Source organism: uncultured Allobosea sp. (assembly GCF_945957345.1).
GTDB lineage: Bacteria > Pseudomonadota > Alphaproteobacteria > Rhizobiales > Beijerinckiaceae > Allobosea.
Map to the genome: position 1 here is coordinate 38,356 of NZ_CAMFKW010000016.1, position 14,471 is coordinate 52,826.

Consider the following 14,471-nt stretch of genomic DNA (forward strand, 5'->3'; position numbering starts at 1 on the left):
TGATCATGCGTTTCTAACATCTCACAAAGCAATTGTCAGATGTCATGAAGTGAGCCAGCATGGCACATGCTCGATCAATCGCCCTTCTCTCTGCCCAAGCCACCGGTGGCGGAGAGCGACATCGCCTTCGCGAGCCGGCGCCTGCGGCAGGCGCTCGTCCGCTGCGAACTCGCGCCGGGCACCTATGTTCATGAAGGCGATCTCACCCAGCGCTTCGGGCTCGGGCGTGCGGCGGTCCGCGTCGCGCTGACCGAACTTGCGACAGCGGGCTTCGTCATCCGGCATGCGCGGCAGGGCTGGCGCGTCGCGACGGTCGACGGCGCGCTCGCAAGCGCGATCATCGAGGCTCGGACGCGGATCGAACCCGCGCTGGTCGAGAAACCGCTCGATGAAGGCAGCATTGCGCTGCTCGGCAGTCTGCGAGGGGCGATCGACGCTGTCATCGGGCGGGACGATCCTTCCGCGCGTACCATGGCGCAACAGCTCTGCCGGCAGGCGCTCGATCTCCTGACGCAAAGGGCCGGCGGCTTCATCGAGACTTGGCTGCGCGATCTCTGGGACCACACCGAGCGCCTGACACGTTCGCTCGAACTCGCCGGCGCGACGCCGCCTGCAATCGATCCGCGCCAACTGCTCGACGCCCTGCTGCGCGGCGATCGCGCGGCCGCACTTGCGGCGCTCCAGGACGAGCAGAAGCGCTTCACCGATGCGGTCGCACACGGCTTCCTCGCCGCCGCCTGCCTGCTTCCGCAGAACGAGCCCGTTTCCGTGCGTAGCCGCAAGCCGCGCAAAGGGACGAACGACTGCAAGCCATCACCCGCCCTTTCCGAGGAGAAATCGCGATGAATCGTGTTTCGAAAGCCGCAGCCGCCTTCCTCGTCGCCACCGCGCTCGGCCTCGCGGCCGGGCCGGCTCTGGCCGCCAAGGACCGTTTCGTCGTCGATCTCGTCAACGAGCCGTCCTCGCTCGACCCGCAGGTGCAGTGGAACCCGGACAGCTACTATGTCTACCGGAACATCTTCGACAACCTCGTCACCCGCGACGACAAGGGCGCGATCATCCCGCAGGTCGCCACCGCTTGGAAGCAGGTCTCGGATACCGAGATCGAGTTCGATCTGCGCAGCGACATCGCCTTCCATGACGGCTCGAAGCTGACCGCCGACGACGTCGTCTACAGCGTCAAGCGCATCACCGATCCGAAATTCGCCAGCCCCCAGCTCGGCCAGTTCGACAAGATCACCGATGCGGTCGCGCTCTCGCCGACCAAGGTGAAGCTCGTCACCGCCGGCCCCTATCCGGCGCTGCTGGCGCAACTCGTCAAGCTCTCGATCGTGCCCAAGGCCATCGTCGAGGCCGTCGGCAAGGACGCCTTCAACCTGAAGCCGGTCGGCAGCGGCCCCTACAAGTTCGAATCCTGGCAGCGCGGCGTGAACGTGCAGCTCACGCGCAACGATGCCTATTGGGGCACCAAGGCCCCGTTCCCGACGGTGATCTTCCGGGCGGTTCCGGACGCAGCGACGCGGCTCGCCAATCTTCAGGCCGGCGCGAGCGACCTCGTGGTCACGCTCGATGCCGACCAGGCCGGCCAGCTCAAGGTCTCGCCCAAAGCCCAGGCCCTGATCGGCCTGACCGAGCGTGTCGCCTATGTCCGGCTCAATACGACCAAGCCGCCCTTCGACAATCCCAAGCTCCGACTCGCGGCGGCCTATGCGATCGACAAGCAGGCGATGATCGACGGCCTGCTCGGCGGCTACGACAAGCAGGTGCCGGAACTGCTGACCCCCGCCATCTTCGGCTGGGTCGATGGCATCAAGGCGCCGGAGCACGACCTCGCCAAGGCCAAGGCGCTGATTGCCGAGGCTGGCCCGGCCGCGAAGGCGGAGATCGACCTCTCGACCGCGCCGGTCTTCGACCAGCGCATCGTCCAGGCGATCCAGCAGATGCTGGTCGATGCGGGCTTCAACGTGAAAATCGCGATGTCGGACATGGCGACCTATCTGAAGCGCGCCCAAGCCGGGCCGGAGACGACATCGCTGCTCAGCTTCGGCCGCTGGTCCTGCGCCTGCCAGGATGCCGACGGCGTGCTCTTCCCGCTGCTGCACAAGAGCAGCGGCTGGTCGGCCTATCGCAATCCGAAGATGGACGCCCTGCTGGAAGAGGCCCGCGCCACACTGGACACGAACAAGCGCCTCGCGGCCTACAAGCAGGTGCATGAGATCGTCGCCGCCGACGTGCCGGTCGTGCCGCTCTATCAGGCCGTGGTGATCTATGGCGCGGCCAAGAACCTGACCTTCCAGCCGACGCCCAACGAAAGCATGTTCTTGAACCGGATGAGCTGGAAGGACTGAGCCGCCGTGCCGGGTTTCCTGATCCGCCGGCTGGGCCAGGCGCTCGTCACCATCCTCGGGGTGGTGACGCTGATCTTCTTCGTCCAGCGCCTGACGGGAGACCCGACCTATCTGCTCGTCCCGGAAACGGCGACGCAGGCCGATATCGCGGCCTTGCGCCACCAGCTCGGCTTCGACCGGCCGCTGGTGGTGCAGTATCTCGACTTCCTCGGAGAGCTCGCGCGTTTCGATCTCGGCCAGTCGGTGGTGCAGCGCGTGCCGGTGACCACGATCATCGCCTCGCGCCTGCCCTATACGCTGATGCTGGCGGCCGGCGCGCTCCTCGTCGCCTGCGGCATCGGCGTGCCGATCGGTATCCTGCTCGCGATCTTCCGCAATTCGCCTGCCGCGAAGGCGGCCGCCGGCTTCGTCCTTGCCGCCCAGAGCATGCCGACCTTCTGGAGCGGCATCCTGATGATCCTGGTGTTCTCGGTGCTGCTCGGCTGGCTGCCGCCCTCCTCCACCGGCGGTCTCTCGCATCTCATCATGCCGTCCTTCGCGCTCGGCCTGCTCAGCATGGCGACCTTCGCGCGGATCACCCGCTCGGCCCTGTTCGACGAGCTCTCGAAGGACTATGTCCGCACCGCCCGCTCGCGCGGCGTCCGCAGCGGGCGATTGCTGATCCGCCATCTCGCGCGCAACGCCTCGATCCCGGTCATTACCGTCGCGGCGCTCGAAATCTCGAACCTGCTGGCCGGTGCCGTCATCGTCGAGACGGTCTTCGCGTGGCCCGGCCTCGGACAGGTCACCGTGCAGGCGATCCTGGCGCGCGATTTCATGATCGTGCAGGGCGTCGTCCTGCTCGGGGCCTTCGTCACCGTGCTGCTCAACCTCATGTCGGACCTGCTCTACAGCCTGGTCGATCCGCGCATCGTGCTGGAGGGTGCGCCGTGAGCGTCGCAACCGCACGCCCGATGCCGCGCGGCCGGCGCAGCGCGCTATGGCGCTGGTGGCCGGTGGGCATCATCGCGTTCGTCGTGCTGGTCGCGGTATTCGCGCCCTGGCTCGCGCCCTATGATCCCAACCAGCAGAACCTGCTGGGCCGGCTGAAGCCGCCCGGCACGGTCTCGCGCAGCTTCCATTACTGGCTCGGCAGCGACGAGCTCGGCCGCGATCTGCTCAGCCGCGTCATCCATGGCGCGCAGATATCGCTGATCGTCGCCTTCGCCTCGGTGATCCTTTCCGGCATCGTCGGCACGACGCTCGGCATGATCGCCGGCTATCGGCGCGGCTGGGTCGAGATCGCGGTGATGCGCGTCGTCGACGTCTTCCTGTCGATCCCGGCGATCCTGCTCGCGATCATCACCGTCGCGGTGCTCGGCCCCGGCATCGTCAACGTCATCATGGTGCTCGCGCTGACGCGCTGGCCGCGCTACGCCCGCATCGCCTACAGCCAGACGCTCTCCGTCGCGAACATGCCTTATGTCCGGCTCTCAGCGCTGATGGGGGCGAGCGCGCCGCGCGTGCTCTTTCGCCATGTCCTGCCCAATATCGTCGGCGCGGTCAGCGTCGTCGCGACGCTCGAGTTCGGCCTGATGATCCTGTTCGAGGCGGGGCTCTCCTTCCTCGGGCTTGGGGTGCAGCCGCCGACCGCGAGCTGGGGCGCGATGCTATCGACCGGCCGGAACTATGTCGCGACCGCGTGGTGGGTCGCGACGCTCCCCGGCGCCTGCCTGTTCGTGCTGGTGCTCGCCGTCAATCTCACCGGCGACGCCGTGCGCGACCGCCTCGATCCTCGCCATCGCTAAGGAGTCAGCCCATGTTCGACGACATCAAGGGGAAGCGCGCCGTCGTCACCGGCGCCTGCGGGGTCATCGGCCGCTGGATCGCCGAGGTGCTGCACGAGGCCGGCGCCACGCTCTGCCTGACCGATGCGCGCGCTGGCGATCTGGAAGAGCAGGCCAAGGCGATGGACCTCTCGGGCGAGAGCTTCGTCATGCCGGCCGACCTGACCGACGAGGCGTCGATCGTGGCGCTTGCCAGCGAGATCGGGAAGCGCTGGGGCGCCGCCGACATCCTCGTCAACAATGCCGGCATCTATCCGAGCGCCTTCCTGCTGGACACGACGACCGCCGAGTTCGACCGCATCCTCGGGATCAATCTCAGGGCGCCGTTCATCCTGACCCGCGAACTCGCCACCCAGATGGTGCGCAAAGGCGTGAAGGGCTCGATCATCAACATCTCGTCCGGCGCCTCGCGCAAGATGCGCCGCACCGCCTGCATCTACTCGATGTCGAAGACAGCGCTCGACCGATTGACCAAAGGCTTCGGCGTCGAGCTCGCCGAATACGGCATCCGCTCCAACGCGCTGGAGCCGGGCTTCGCCGCCGGCAGCACGGTCAGCGCCCTGACCGACGCGCATATCCAGAACACCGTCGCGCAGATTCCGCTCGGCCGCGCATCCTCGCGCGCCGATGTCGGCAACGCCCTCCTTTATCTCGCCAGCGACGCCTCGGCCTATGTCACCGGCGCGACCTTGACGGTCGATGGCGGCAACTCGATCGGCTCGCTCGCCGTCCATCAGGACAAGAAGCAGGCGCTCTGAGGAGGTTGAGCCCATGATCGCCCCGAACGCCGCCCGCCCCGCCTATGAATGGCCGCAGGGCAAGTCGAGCGCCTTCTGCTTCACGATCGATGTCGATGCGGAGAGCCCCTATCAGTGGAGCCTGCCGGAGGGCGCGCCGGTCGCACTCGGCCAGATCGAGCAGCGACTGTTCGGCCCGCGCGTCGGCATCTGGCGCCTGCTCGACCTGCTCGACCGCTACGGCATCAAGGCGACCTTGTTCGTGCCGGGGCTGATCGCGAAGAACCATCCGGAGCTGCTGCCGGCCTTCGTCGAACGCGGCCATGAGATCGGGCTGCACGGCTATTTCCACGAACTCGCGACCGAAGCCGGGCCGGAGGAGTTCGCCCGCGCGATGGATGAATCGCTGGCGCTGTTTAAGAGCCAGGCGGGTGTCGTTCCCAAGGGCTTCCGCTCCCCAGCCTGGGAGATGACGCCCTTCATGCTGGAGGAGGTGAAGCGGCGCGGGCTCTACGATTCCTCGCTGATGGGCTTCGACCATCCCTATACGATCGATGGTGTCACGCAGGTCCCGGTGCTCTGGGCCGTCGATGACGCCGTCTATTTCCGCTTCACCGGCAGCGCGCAGGACCGCGCTCCGCCGTCGCCGCAGAACGGCATCCTCGATGCCTGGCTGGACGAATGGGAGGTGCTGCATCGCGAGGGGCGGATGATGATGCTCACCGTCCATGACTGGATTTCCGGCCGGGCCGGGCGCGTGCGCATGCTGGAGAAGCTGCTCGACGTGGTGACGGCCTCGCCGGGCGTCTGGATCGCGACCGTCGGCGAGCTTGCGGAACATCACGCCGCGAGCGCCAATGCGCAACGCTTCAGCGTGCCGATGCGCCTGCCGCAGCCGAGCGCGCCCTTGCGCTTCCGGACCAAAGCCTGATGCAGACCTTCAGCATCCGCCGCCCGGCCGTCCACTCCCAGCATGGGCTCGTCGCTGCGCAGAACCGCCACGCGGCCGAAGCCGGCGCGGCCGTGCTCGCGCACGGCGGCAACGCGATGGACGCGGCGATCGTCACCGCGCTGGTGCTGAGCATCGTCGAGCCTTGGCTGTCGGGCGTGGGCGGCGGCGGCTTCCTGATCCATGCCGATGGCAAGACGGGCGCGCTCGATACGCTCGATTTCAACGTCCGCTCGCCGCGCGGGCTCGATCCGGCGGATTATCCGCTGACCGATGCGGGCTCAGGCAACTGGTTCGCCTGGCCCGCCGTCGTGGGCGAGCGCAATGTCGCGGGCTACAGCGCGATCTGCGTGCCCGGCGCCATCGCCGGCTTTGCCGCGGCGCTCGAACGCTACGGCACGATCTCCTGGGGCGAGGCGTTGCAGCCGGCGATCGAGCATGCAGAGCGCGGGCTGGAGATCGACTGGTACGCCGCGCTCTGCATCGCGGTCGAGGTCGCCGGCCTGTCGCGCGATCCCGCGATCTCCGCGCTGCTGCTCGACAACGGTCAGCCACCCAAGGCCGGCGCCGATACCCGCCGCTTCAAGCCGATGACGGCCAAGGCCGCGCTGCTGACGCGGCTGGCGAAGGCTGGCGCCCGCGATTTCTACGAGGGCGAGGCGGCGCGCCTGATCGCCGGCGATCTCGAAGCCGGCGGCTCGGCCATCCGCTTCGACGATCTTGCGAGCTATCAAGCCGTCTGGTCGCCGGCTTTGACCGGGCGCTACCGCGATCTCGACATCGCCGCCATTCCCGGCCTCAGCGGCGGCCCGACCTTCTTCGACGCCGCGCGGCGCGTCGAGGCAGGTGGCCTTGGGCAGGGCAGTTCCGAGGCCGATGCGGCGCTGACCTATGCGACTGCGATCCGCGAGGCCTATGCGGTGAGGCTCAACAGCATGGGCCATGCCGCGACGCCGCAGGCCGGCTGTACCTCGCATGTCAGCGTCGTCGACCGCGACGGCAACATGGTCTCGCTGACCAACACGCTGCTCTCGCGCTTCGGCGCGCGGGTCGCTCTGCCGCGGGCCGGCATCATCATGAACAATGGCATGATGTGGTTCGATCCGCGCCCCGGCCAGCCCAACAGCTTGGCTCCCGGTGTGAAGCCTCTGGCGAACATGTGCCCGTTGGTACTGAGCCGCAGCGGAAAACCCTGGCTCGCGATCGGCGCCGCGGGCGGCCGCACGATCTTCCCGACACTGCTGCAGATGATCTCCGGCATCGCCGATTTCGGGCTCTCGCTGGAAGACGTGTTCCATCGGCCGCGCATCGACGCCTCCACCCCGCGCATCAAAGTCGACGCAAGGGCCGAACCGGATGTGGCGGCGCGGGTCGCGGGCGCCTTCCCGGTCGAGATCGTCGAGGACACGCTCTATCCCGTGAACTTCTCGGTGCCCTCCGCCGTGATGCGGGCGGAGGATGGCTTCCTCGGCATGGCCCACCCGACCAGCCCCTGGGCCGCGGTCGCGGCGGCCTCGGTATGAGCGATCATACCAACCCGATGCTGGCGATCGAGGGGCTCGCCATCGAGATCGACGGCAACCGCATCGTCGACGGCGTCTCGCTCGGCGTCGAGACCGGCCGCATCCTCGCGATCGTCGGCGAATCCGGCTGCGGCAAGAGCCTGACGGCGCTCTCCGTGCTCGGGCTGCTACCGGGCGCGGCACGGGTCTCCAACGGCTCGATCAGGCTCGGCGGGCGTGAATTGACCGGACTTTCCGAAGCGGAGTTGTCGGAGGTGCGCGGCAACGATGCCGCGATCATCTTCCAGGAGCCGGTCGCCTCGCTGAACCCGCTGATGCGGGTCGGCGAGCAGGTCGAAGAGGCGCTGCTGCTGCATCGCGGCTTGGCGCGCGCCGCTGCGCGCGAGGAAGCGATCGCGATCATGGCGCGCGTCGGCATTCCCGATCCGGCACGGCGCGCCCGGCAATACCCATTCGAATTATCCGGCGGCATGTGCCAGCGCATCATGATCGCCTCGGCCCTGATCTGCCGGCCGTCGCTGCTGATCGCGGATGAGCCGACGACGGCGCTCGACGTCACCATCCAGGCGCAGATCCTCGACCTGATGCGCCGCTTGCGCGACGAGGTCGGCAGCGCCGTCGTGCTGATCACCCATGACATGGGCGTGGTCGCCGACCTCGCCGACGATGTCTGCGTGATGTATGGCGGCCGGATCGTCGAGAGCGGCCCGGTCGACGCCATCTTCGCCGAACCGAGCCATCCCTATACCCGCCTGCTGCTCGGCACGATCCCGAAGCTCGACGGCGCCAGAAAGACGGTGCTGCGCACGATCGAGGGCATAGTGCCGCCGGCCGGCGCCTGGCCGGAAGGCTGCCGGTTCCGCACGCGCTGCCCACTCGCGGACGAGGCTTGTGAGCAGGCTCCGCCCGCCGTTGCGGTAGGCGCTTCCCATCGCGCCGCCTGCTGGCATGTCGACCGGCTGGAGGCGATGGCATGAGCGCGCCCCTGCTGGAGGTCCGCGACCTCAAGGTGCATTTCCCGCTGCGCGGCGGCATCGGCACGCCGGGCGGCGTGGTCAAGGCCGTCGACGGCATCTCACTCGACCTCCACGCCGGGCGGACGCTTGCGCTGGTCGGCGAATCCGGCTGCGGCAAGTCGACTACCGCCTATGCCGTGGTCGGGCTGGAGCGGGCAACGGCCGGCACGATCCGCTTCGACGGGCGCGACATCACCGCGCTGAAGGGGCGCGAGCGGGCGGCACTGGCGCAGGATATCCAGATCGTCTTCCAGGACCCGTCCTCGGCGCTTGATCCGAAGATGACGATCGCGGACAGCATCGCCGAGCCGCTCGCCATCGCCGGGCGCAGCCGCGCCGATCGCAAGACCCGCGTCGCCGAGTTGCTGGATCGTGTCGGCCTGCCTGCCGCGCTGGCGGAACGCCTCCCGAGCGCGCTCTCGGGCGGACAGCGCCAGCGCGTCGTCATCGCGCGGGCGCTCGCCCTGTCGCCGCGCTTGCTCGTGCTCGACGAGCCGGTCTCCGCGCTCGATGTCTCGATCCGCTCACAGGTGCTGAACCTGCTGCTCGAGTTGCAGCGTGATCTCGGCCTGTCCTATCTCTTCATCTCGCATGACCTCTCGGTCGTTCGGCATATCGCGGACGAAGCGATGGTGCTCTATCTCGGGACTGTCGCCGAGCAGGGTCCGGTCGATGCGATCTTCGAGCGGCCGCAGCACCTCTATACGAAGGCGCTGCTCTCCGCGATCCCGCTGCCGGACCCGCGCGCGCAGCGCCATCGCGAGAAGATCATCCTGAGCGGCGATCTGCCGAGCCCGCTCTCGCCGCCGGTCGGCTGCCCCTTCGTGACGCGCTGTCCGGAACGGATCGGAGTCTGCTCCGAGGAGCGCTTCCCGCTCGCGGCCGGCGATACGGGAACCGAGGCGGCCTGCGTTCATGTCGGCCGGCAGGTGGCAAGCTAGCCGCGCACGCGCTCCCACTCCGCGAGGGCGAGCAGGAGATGGTAGAGCACCCGGACCGGGATCACGGTCTGGGTGGGCGTTCCATCCTTCGCGAGTTGGTTGAACCAGAGGCCCGTATCGGGCGCGACGAACCAGCGGAACAGGCTGGCGAGATGCTTGTCGAGACGCGCGGCCGCGTCGGCATCGTCCAGAAACTCGATCCGGGCGAGGAAGGCCTTGATCGCTTCGGTCTGCGGCCAGAGCAGCTTGGTCGAGGCCGTAACATGGCCAGAGCGGTCAAACACGTCGAAGGCAGCGAGCGGGCCGGCCGAACCATCGTCGAGACCATGCCGGATCGCGAAGCCATAGAGCCTCTCCGCCAGATCGCGTGCCTGCGTCTCGCCCGTCAGGCGCCAGTGATGCAGAAGCAGCCAGGTCCATTCGAAATGATGGCCCGGCTCGCAGGCGTGGCCGGCCGAACCGGAAGCCGGCTGCCAGTCGTCAGTGAAATACTCGCCGAGCGTGCCGGTCTCCGTATCGACCAGATTCGCGCGCGCGAGCCGGACGATCGCATCGGCATGGTCGAGCCAGCGTTGCTCGCCGGTCGCTCCCGCCAGGGCGTGAAACGCTTCCAGCAGATGCATATGCGGGTTCTGCCGCCGCGGCAGCGTGCCCAGCGTATCCTCGACGAAACCGCCCTGCGGATGTGCCATCTCGCGTTCGATGAAGCCGATCACTTCGTCTGCGATCGCGAGCGCCTGACCGTCCTGAGTCGCGCGGTAGTACCAGGCCATGGCGAAGAGGACGAAAGCGAGGTCGTAGAGATCGGTGCGGGCATCGACCGAGGTCCCGTCTTCGCGGACGGAATGCAGGAAGCGTCCCTGCCCGCCCTCCCGGCAAACGTCGCGCAGGAAGGCGAAGCCATGGCGAGCGGCGGCGAGCGCCCCGCTCTCCGGATCGAGCAGATGGGCATGGCTGAAGACATAGGTCAGCCGGGCGGTGACCAGCGTCGTTCTCACCGGGCCGAAATCTCGCACGGGATCGGCCGGGTCGAACATCTCGACGAATCCGGCGCGGCCGGGCCGGACGGCACGATCGATCCAGGCCGGGATGAGGATTTCTCTGAGCCACGCCTTCGACGGCAGATCGTTAGCGCTCTTCGGAGCCTCTTCACGCTTCATCTGGCGATATCCCCGGTGAGGCAAGAACGGACGAGTGCGGCGCTTTTCACCAAGCCGCTACAGCTCCGAGCCGATAGCGGCCGCCGGAGCTCGCGTCCACATCGCCCAGTGCAGAGCGCTACAGCGCGCCCCGGCCGACGACTTCGCGCATGGCGATATAACTGTGGTACTCCGCAACATTCGGATCGTCGTGGAAGACCTCGCGCGTGAAAGCCGCGTAAGCCGCCATGCTCTCGACCTGCAGGTGCAGCACGAAATCCGCGTCGCCTGTCACATAGGAGGCGTGCTTGACCTCGGGCCGGGCTTGGAGCTTCCGGGCGAAATCGCCATAGGTCCGCGAGCCCTGGATGATCGAGACGGTGACATGCACCGTCACCGGCACGCCCATGATTTCGGGGCTGACGACCGAGACATCGGCAGTGATGACCTTTTCCGCCCGCAGGCGCCGCAACCGCCGCAGGACCGCGCTCTGGGACAGGCCCACACGCTCGGCCAGCACGCGCGCCGGCGTCTGATTATCGGCCTGCATCTCTTTCAGCAGGGCGTAATCGAATGTGTCGAAATCGACCGTTTTAGCCATTGGAGCCTTCATCATCGGCGAATTTCGTCATTGGATAGCAAAAATGGGCGACTATCGCCAAGCGCTTGCCGGCATGATCTGGTCCATATGCCGCCTCTGCCGGCGGTGACGAACCCGGGAAACAGGTCATGACTGCGACGAAGTGGACCAAGAGAAGCCTTGCCGCGCAGGCCATGGGCAAGATCGACCCGACCACCAAGGGCGTCGTGCCGCCGATCCATATCTCGACGACCTATATCCGCGACGAGGATAACGGCTACTCGACCGGCTTCATCTATGGCCGCCCGGACAACGAGACGGTGCATGAGGCGCAGGCCGTGCTCGCCATGCTGGAAGAGGCCAAGGCCGGCGCGCTGCTGTTCGGTTCGGGCATGGCTGCTGCGACCGCCGTGTTCCAGGCGCTCTCGCCGGGCGACCATGTCGTCGCCTCCAAGGTTATGTACTGGGCGCTGCGCGCCTGGCTGCTCAACGAGGCGACGCGCTGGGGCATCAAGGTCGATTTCGTCGAGACCGACGATCTCGCCGCGCTCAAGGCCGCCGTGAAGCCGGGCACGACCAAGCTGGTCTGGATCGAGACGCCTTCGAATCCGCTCTGGACCATCACCGATATCGCGGCGGCGGCGGAAATCGCGCACAAGGCGGGCGCGAAGCTCGCCGTCGACTCGACCTGCGCCTCGCCGGTCCATACCCGCCCGCTGACGCTCGGTGCCGACATCGTCATGCATGCCGCGACGAAGGTGCTGAACGGCCATTCCGATGTCGTCGCAGGCGCGCTCTGCGCCCGCGAGGACGATGAGTTCTGGAACCGGGTCAAGACGGTCCGCAAGGGCCAGGGCGGCATTCTCGGCCCGTTCGAGGCCTATCTGCTGATGCGCGGCATGCGCACGCTCCATGTGCGGCAGGAGCGGCAGGCAGCCAGCGCCATGGCGCTGGCGCAGCGGCTCTCGGCGCATCCGCTGGTGGCGCGCGTGCTCTATCCCGGCCTGCCGCAGCATCCCGGCCACGACATCGCGGCCCGGCAGATGGAGAACGGCTTTGGCTTCATGCTGTCGGTGCAGGTCACCGGCGGCGAGGCGGCGGCGATCGGCACGGCGGCTCATGTCGAACTGTACAAGCGCGCGACTTCGCTCGGCGGTGTCGAGAGCCTGATCGAGCATCGCGCCTCGATCGAAGGTGCCGGCTCGCCCTGCCCGACCGACCTGCTGCGCCTGTCGACCGGCATCGAGGATATCGATGACCTCTATGCCGATCTCGACCAGGCGCTGAAGGCTGGACATCGCGCATAAGGCATCTGCCATGACTGTGACAGGCTCCGCCTCCATGCCGGCCAGTCAGACGGTCGGCAAAGCCCTCCTGATGGTCACGGCCTTCGGCTGGGGCCTCAACTGGTCGGTGCTGAAATTCGTCCTGCAGGACTGGCCTCCGCTCTTCGCGCGAGGGACGGCCGGGCTCATCGGCGCGCTGTGCGTTGCCCTGCTGGCGATAGCTCGCGGCGACAGCCTTGCCGTACCAAAGGAGGCCCGCACGTCTCTCGTGATCGCGTCTGCGATCAACGTCTTCGCCTGGATGGGCTTTACGGCGCTGGCGCTGAACTGGCTCAAGGTCTCGGAAGGGGCGCTGATCGCCTATTCGATGCCGATCTGGGCGATGATGCTCGCCTGGCCCCTGCTCGGTGCGCGTCCGACCCGGCGCAGCCTGGTGGCGTTGGGCCTGAGCATCACCGGCATGGTCGTTCTGATGGGCGGCCCCGAATTCAGCGTGGCCAAGCTACCCGGCGCCCTGTTCGCCCTGGCGGCGGCGGTGCTGTTCGCGCTCGGCACCGTCAAAGCGCGGAAGCCTCTCGCCATGCCGGCCCCGGCGGTTGCGGCCTGGCAGGTCGCTCTGGGCTGCCTGCCCATGGTGGTACTGGGCCTTACGCTGGAGCAGCCGCATATCACGGCCCTGTCGGCGCGCGGAGCGCTGGGGCTTGCCTACATGGCTATCGGCCCGATGGCGCTCTGTTATCTCACCTGGTTCGGCGCGCTCAAGCGGCTGCCGACCGCCGTCGCCGCGACCAGCATGTTGATCGTGCCGGTCGTGGGCACGCTGACCGCCGTGCCGCTGCTGGGCGAAACACTTGGGCTGCGGGAGTTGATCGCGATCGTGCTGACCATCGGCGGTGTCGCCCTGGCGCTGCGACGCGATCCGGCGCGCCGCGAAACCTGATCCGTCGAGCTTATGCCCCAAGTCTTGCCGACGCCTGCATTGTTTCAAATGATTATAAACTAGCCAATAATAATTGACAGCTTTGACGCATGGGAATCTAACCGCGGCCTCATCTTGTGAACTGCGCTGGCAGGAGAAGGTCGCCATGACGTCATACTCGTCCCTTGCATTGCGGATCGGCGTGCTCGCCGTCACGCTCGCCATGACGGGCGCCGTCCGGGCTCAGGACGGCATCACCGTCTACAATGCCCAGCATGCCAGCCTGACGCAGGCCTGGGCCGACGGCTTCACCAAGGAAACCGGCATCAAGGTGACGATCCGCAAGGGTTCGGACACCGAGCTCGCCAACCAGATCGTCCAGGAAGGCGCCTCCTCCCCCGCCGACGTCTTCGTCACCGAGAACTCGCCGGCCATGGTGCTGGTCGAGAAAGCCGGACTGTTCGCGACCTTGCCGAAGGATATCCTCGACCAGGTTCCGAGCCAGTTCCGCCCTACGAGCGGGCGCTGGATGGGCGTCGCGGCGCGCAGCACGGTCTTCGCCTATGACAAGCGCAAGCTGAAGGAAGCCGACCTGCCGAAGTCGATGCTCGATCTCGCCGACGCCAAGTGGAAGGGCCGCTGGGCCGCCTCGCCGTCGGGCGCGGATTTCCAGGCGATCGTCGGCGCGCTGCTGGTCCTGAAGGGCGAGCCCGCCACGGCCGACTGGCTCAAGGCGATGAAGGCGAATTCCAGCGCCTATCGCGGCAACAGCGTCGCCATGAAGGCGGTCAATGCCGGCGAAGTCGAAGGCGCAGTGATCTATCACTACTATTACTTCGGCGACCAGGCGAAGACCGGCGAGAACAGCGCCAATGTCGGGCTGCATTATTTCCGTCATCAGGATCCCGGCGCCTTCCTCAGCACCTCCGGCGCGGGCGTGCTGGAATCCAGCAAGCACAAGAAGGAGGCCGAGGCCTTCGTGAAGTGGATGAGCGGCAAGCATGGCCAGGCCGTGCTGCGCGACGGCGATTCCTTCGAATACGCCATCGGCAACGGCGAGGCCTCGAACCCGAAGCTGGAGCCGATCGCCAAGCTCGATGCACCGAAGGTCGAACCCTCGCAGCTCGACAGCAAGAAGGTCACCGAGCTGATGACGGCCGCCGGCCTGCTCTGAGCCGGTTGCGCCGGCTCACCATGCGTGCGAGAG

14 protein-coding genes are annotated in these 14,471 nt (G+C 67.3%); 12 read left to right on the forward strand and 2 right to left on the reverse strand.

Going from position 1 to position 14,471, the window contains the following annotated elements:
* Positions 1–66 precede the first annotated feature (66 nt).
* The 9 genes from Q0Q36_RS10290 to Q0Q36_RS10330 are packed head-to-tail and all read left to right on the forward strand — an operon-like array spanning position 67 to position 9,340.
* Complete coding sequence (locus Q0Q36_RS10290) at positions 67–846, forward strand: GntR family transcriptional regulator (protein ID WP_293797894.1); 780 nt, start codon at positions 67–69, stop codon at positions 844–846.
* Positions 843–2,348: an ABC transporter substrate-binding protein gene (locus Q0Q36_RS10295; RefSeq protein ID WP_293797896.1), complete on the forward strand. Its 1,506-nt coding sequence runs from the start codon at positions 843–845 to the stop codon at positions 2,346–2,348. The genes Q0Q36_RS10290 and Q0Q36_RS10295 overlap by 4 nt, the downstream gene beginning before the upstream one ends.
* Before the next feature lie 6 nt (positions 2,349–2,354).
* The gene (locus tag Q0Q36_RS10300) at positions 2,355–3,281 is read left to right on the forward strand and encodes an ABC transporter permease (RefSeq protein WP_293797897.1); all 927 of its coding nucleotides are present in this window, start codon (positions 2,355–2,357) and stop codon (positions 3,279–3,281) included.
* Positions 3,278–4,135 carry a nickel transporter permease gene (gene nikC / locus Q0Q36_RS10305; protein ID WP_293797899.1) on the forward strand — a complete coding sequence of 286 codons (858 nt, stop codon included), beginning with the start codon at positions 3,278–3,280 and terminating at the stop codon, positions 4,133–4,135. Before Q0Q36_RS10300 ends, nikC begins: the two co-directional genes overlap by 4 nt.
* A gap of 11 nt (positions 4,136–4,146) precedes the next feature.
* Positions 4,147–4,932, forward strand: coding sequence for an SDR family NAD(P)-dependent oxidoreductase (locus tag Q0Q36_RS10310; RefSeq protein ID WP_293797901.1), 786 nt, complete (start codon positions 4,147–4,149; stop codon positions 4,930–4,932).
* Between the two features lie 13 nt (positions 4,933–4,945).
* On the forward strand, positions 4,946–5,842 hold the full coding sequence (locus Q0Q36_RS10315; protein ID WP_293797902.1) for a polysaccharide deacetylase: 897 nt from the start codon (positions 4,946–4,948) through the stop codon (positions 5,840–5,842).
* Positions 5,842–7,383: a gamma-glutamyltransferase gene (locus Q0Q36_RS10320; protein ID WP_293797904.1), complete on the forward strand. Its 1,542-nt coding sequence runs from the start codon at positions 5,842–5,844 to the stop codon at positions 7,381–7,383. Before Q0Q36_RS10315 ends, Q0Q36_RS10320 begins: the two co-directional genes overlap by 1 nt.
* Positions 7,380–8,360, forward strand: a complete 981-nt coding sequence (locus Q0Q36_RS10325) for an ABC transporter ATP-binding protein (protein ID WP_293797905.1) — start codon at positions 7,380–7,382, stop codon at positions 8,358–8,360. Before Q0Q36_RS10320 ends, Q0Q36_RS10325 begins: the two co-directional genes overlap by 4 nt.
* Positions 8,357–9,340: an ABC transporter ATP-binding protein gene (locus Q0Q36_RS10330; RefSeq protein ID WP_293797906.1), complete on the forward strand. Its 984-nt coding sequence runs from the start codon at positions 8,357–8,359 to the stop codon at positions 9,338–9,340. Before Q0Q36_RS10325 ends, Q0Q36_RS10330 begins: the two co-directional genes overlap by 4 nt.
* Here Q0Q36_RS10330 and Q0Q36_RS10335 read toward each other — a convergent pair.
* Positions 9,337–10,500 carry an AGE family epimerase/isomerase gene (locus Q0Q36_RS10335; protein ID WP_293797907.1) on the reverse strand — a complete coding sequence of 388 codons (1,164 nt, stop codon included), beginning with the start codon at positions 10,498–10,500 and terminating at the stop codon, positions 9,337–9,339. The genes Q0Q36_RS10330 and Q0Q36_RS10335 overlap by 4 nt on opposite strands.
* A 118-nt stretch (positions 10,501–10,618) precedes the next feature.
* The gene (locus Q0Q36_RS10340; protein ID WP_293797910.1) at positions 10,619–11,080 is read right to left on the reverse strand and encodes an Lrp/AsnC family transcriptional regulator; all 462 of its coding nucleotides are present in this window, start codon (positions 11,078–11,080) and stop codon (positions 10,619–10,621) included.
* Between the two features lie 128 nt (positions 11,081–11,208).
* On the opposite strand from Q0Q36_RS10340, the gene Q0Q36_RS10345 reads away from it, so the two are divergent.
* From Q0Q36_RS10345 to Q0Q36_RS10355, 3 genes are all read left to right on the forward strand, one after another.
* Positions 11,209–12,366 (forward strand): aminotransferase class I/II-fold pyridoxal phosphate-dependent enzyme, encoded by a 1,158-nt coding sequence (locus tag Q0Q36_RS10345; protein WP_293797913.1) that lies wholly within the window; start codon positions 11,209–11,211, stop codon positions 12,364–12,366.
* Positions 12,367–12,400: 34 nt separating this feature from the next.
* On the forward strand, positions 12,401–13,285 hold the full coding sequence (locus Q0Q36_RS10350) for a DMT family transporter (RefSeq protein ID WP_293797916.1): 885 nt from the start codon (positions 12,401–12,403) through the stop codon (positions 13,283–13,285).
* A gap of 145 nt (positions 13,286–13,430) precedes the next feature.
* The gene (locus tag Q0Q36_RS10355) at positions 13,431–14,438 is read left to right on the forward strand and encodes an iron ABC transporter substrate-binding protein (protein ID WP_293797917.1); all 1,008 of its coding nucleotides are present in this window, start codon (positions 13,431–13,433) and stop codon (positions 14,436–14,438) included.
* Positions 14,439–14,471: the final 33 nt, after the last annotated feature.

Excerpts from the sequence above, each read along its gene's own strand:
- Q0Q36_RS10290 (WP_293797894.1), top strand. The coding sequence starts at position 67 with ATGCTCGATCAATCGCCCTTCTCTCTGCCCAAGCCACCGGTGGCGGAG.
- Q0Q36_RS10295 (WP_293797896.1), top strand. The coding sequence starts at position 843 with ATGAATCGTGTTTCGAAAGCCGCAGCCGCCTTCCTCGTCGCCACCGCG.
- Q0Q36_RS10310 (WP_293797901.1), top strand. The coding sequence starts at position 4,147 with ATGTTCGACGACATCAAGGGGAAGCGCGCCGTCGTCACCGGCGCCTGC.
- Q0Q36_RS10315 (WP_293797902.1), top strand. The coding sequence starts at position 4,946 with ATGATCGCCCCGAACGCCGCCCGCCCCGCCTATGAATGGCCGCAGGGC.
- Q0Q36_RS10320 (WP_293797904.1), top strand. The coding sequence starts at position 5,842 with ATGCAGACCTTCAGCATCCGCCGCCCGGCCGTCCACTCCCAGCATGGG.
- Q0Q36_RS10325 (WP_293797905.1), top strand. The coding sequence starts at position 7,380 with ATGAGCGATCATACCAACCCGATGCTGGCGATCGAGGGGCTCGCCATC.
- Q0Q36_RS10330 (WP_293797906.1), top strand. The coding sequence starts at position 8,357 with ATGAGCGCGCCCCTGCTGGAGGTCCGCGACCTCAAGGTGCATTTCCCG.
- Q0Q36_RS10335 (WP_293797907.1), bottom strand. The coding sequence starts at position 10,500 with ATGAAGCGTGAAGAGGCTCCGAAGAGCGCTAACGATCTGCCGTCGAAG.
- Q0Q36_RS10340 (WP_293797910.1), bottom strand. The coding sequence starts at position 11,080 with ATGGCTAAAACGGTCGATTTCGACACATTCGATTACGCCCTGCTGAAA.
- Q0Q36_RS10345 (WP_293797913.1), top strand. The coding sequence starts at position 11,209 with ATGACTGCGACGAAGTGGACCAAGAGAAGCCTTGCCGCGCAGGCCATG.
- Q0Q36_RS10350 (WP_293797916.1), top strand. The coding sequence starts at position 12,401 with ATGCCGGCCAGTCAGACGGTCGGCAAAGCCCTCCTGATGGTCACGGCC.
- Q0Q36_RS10355 (WP_293797917.1), top strand. The coding sequence starts at position 13,431 with ATGACGTCATACTCGTCCCTTGCATTGCGGATCGGCGTGCTCGCCGTC.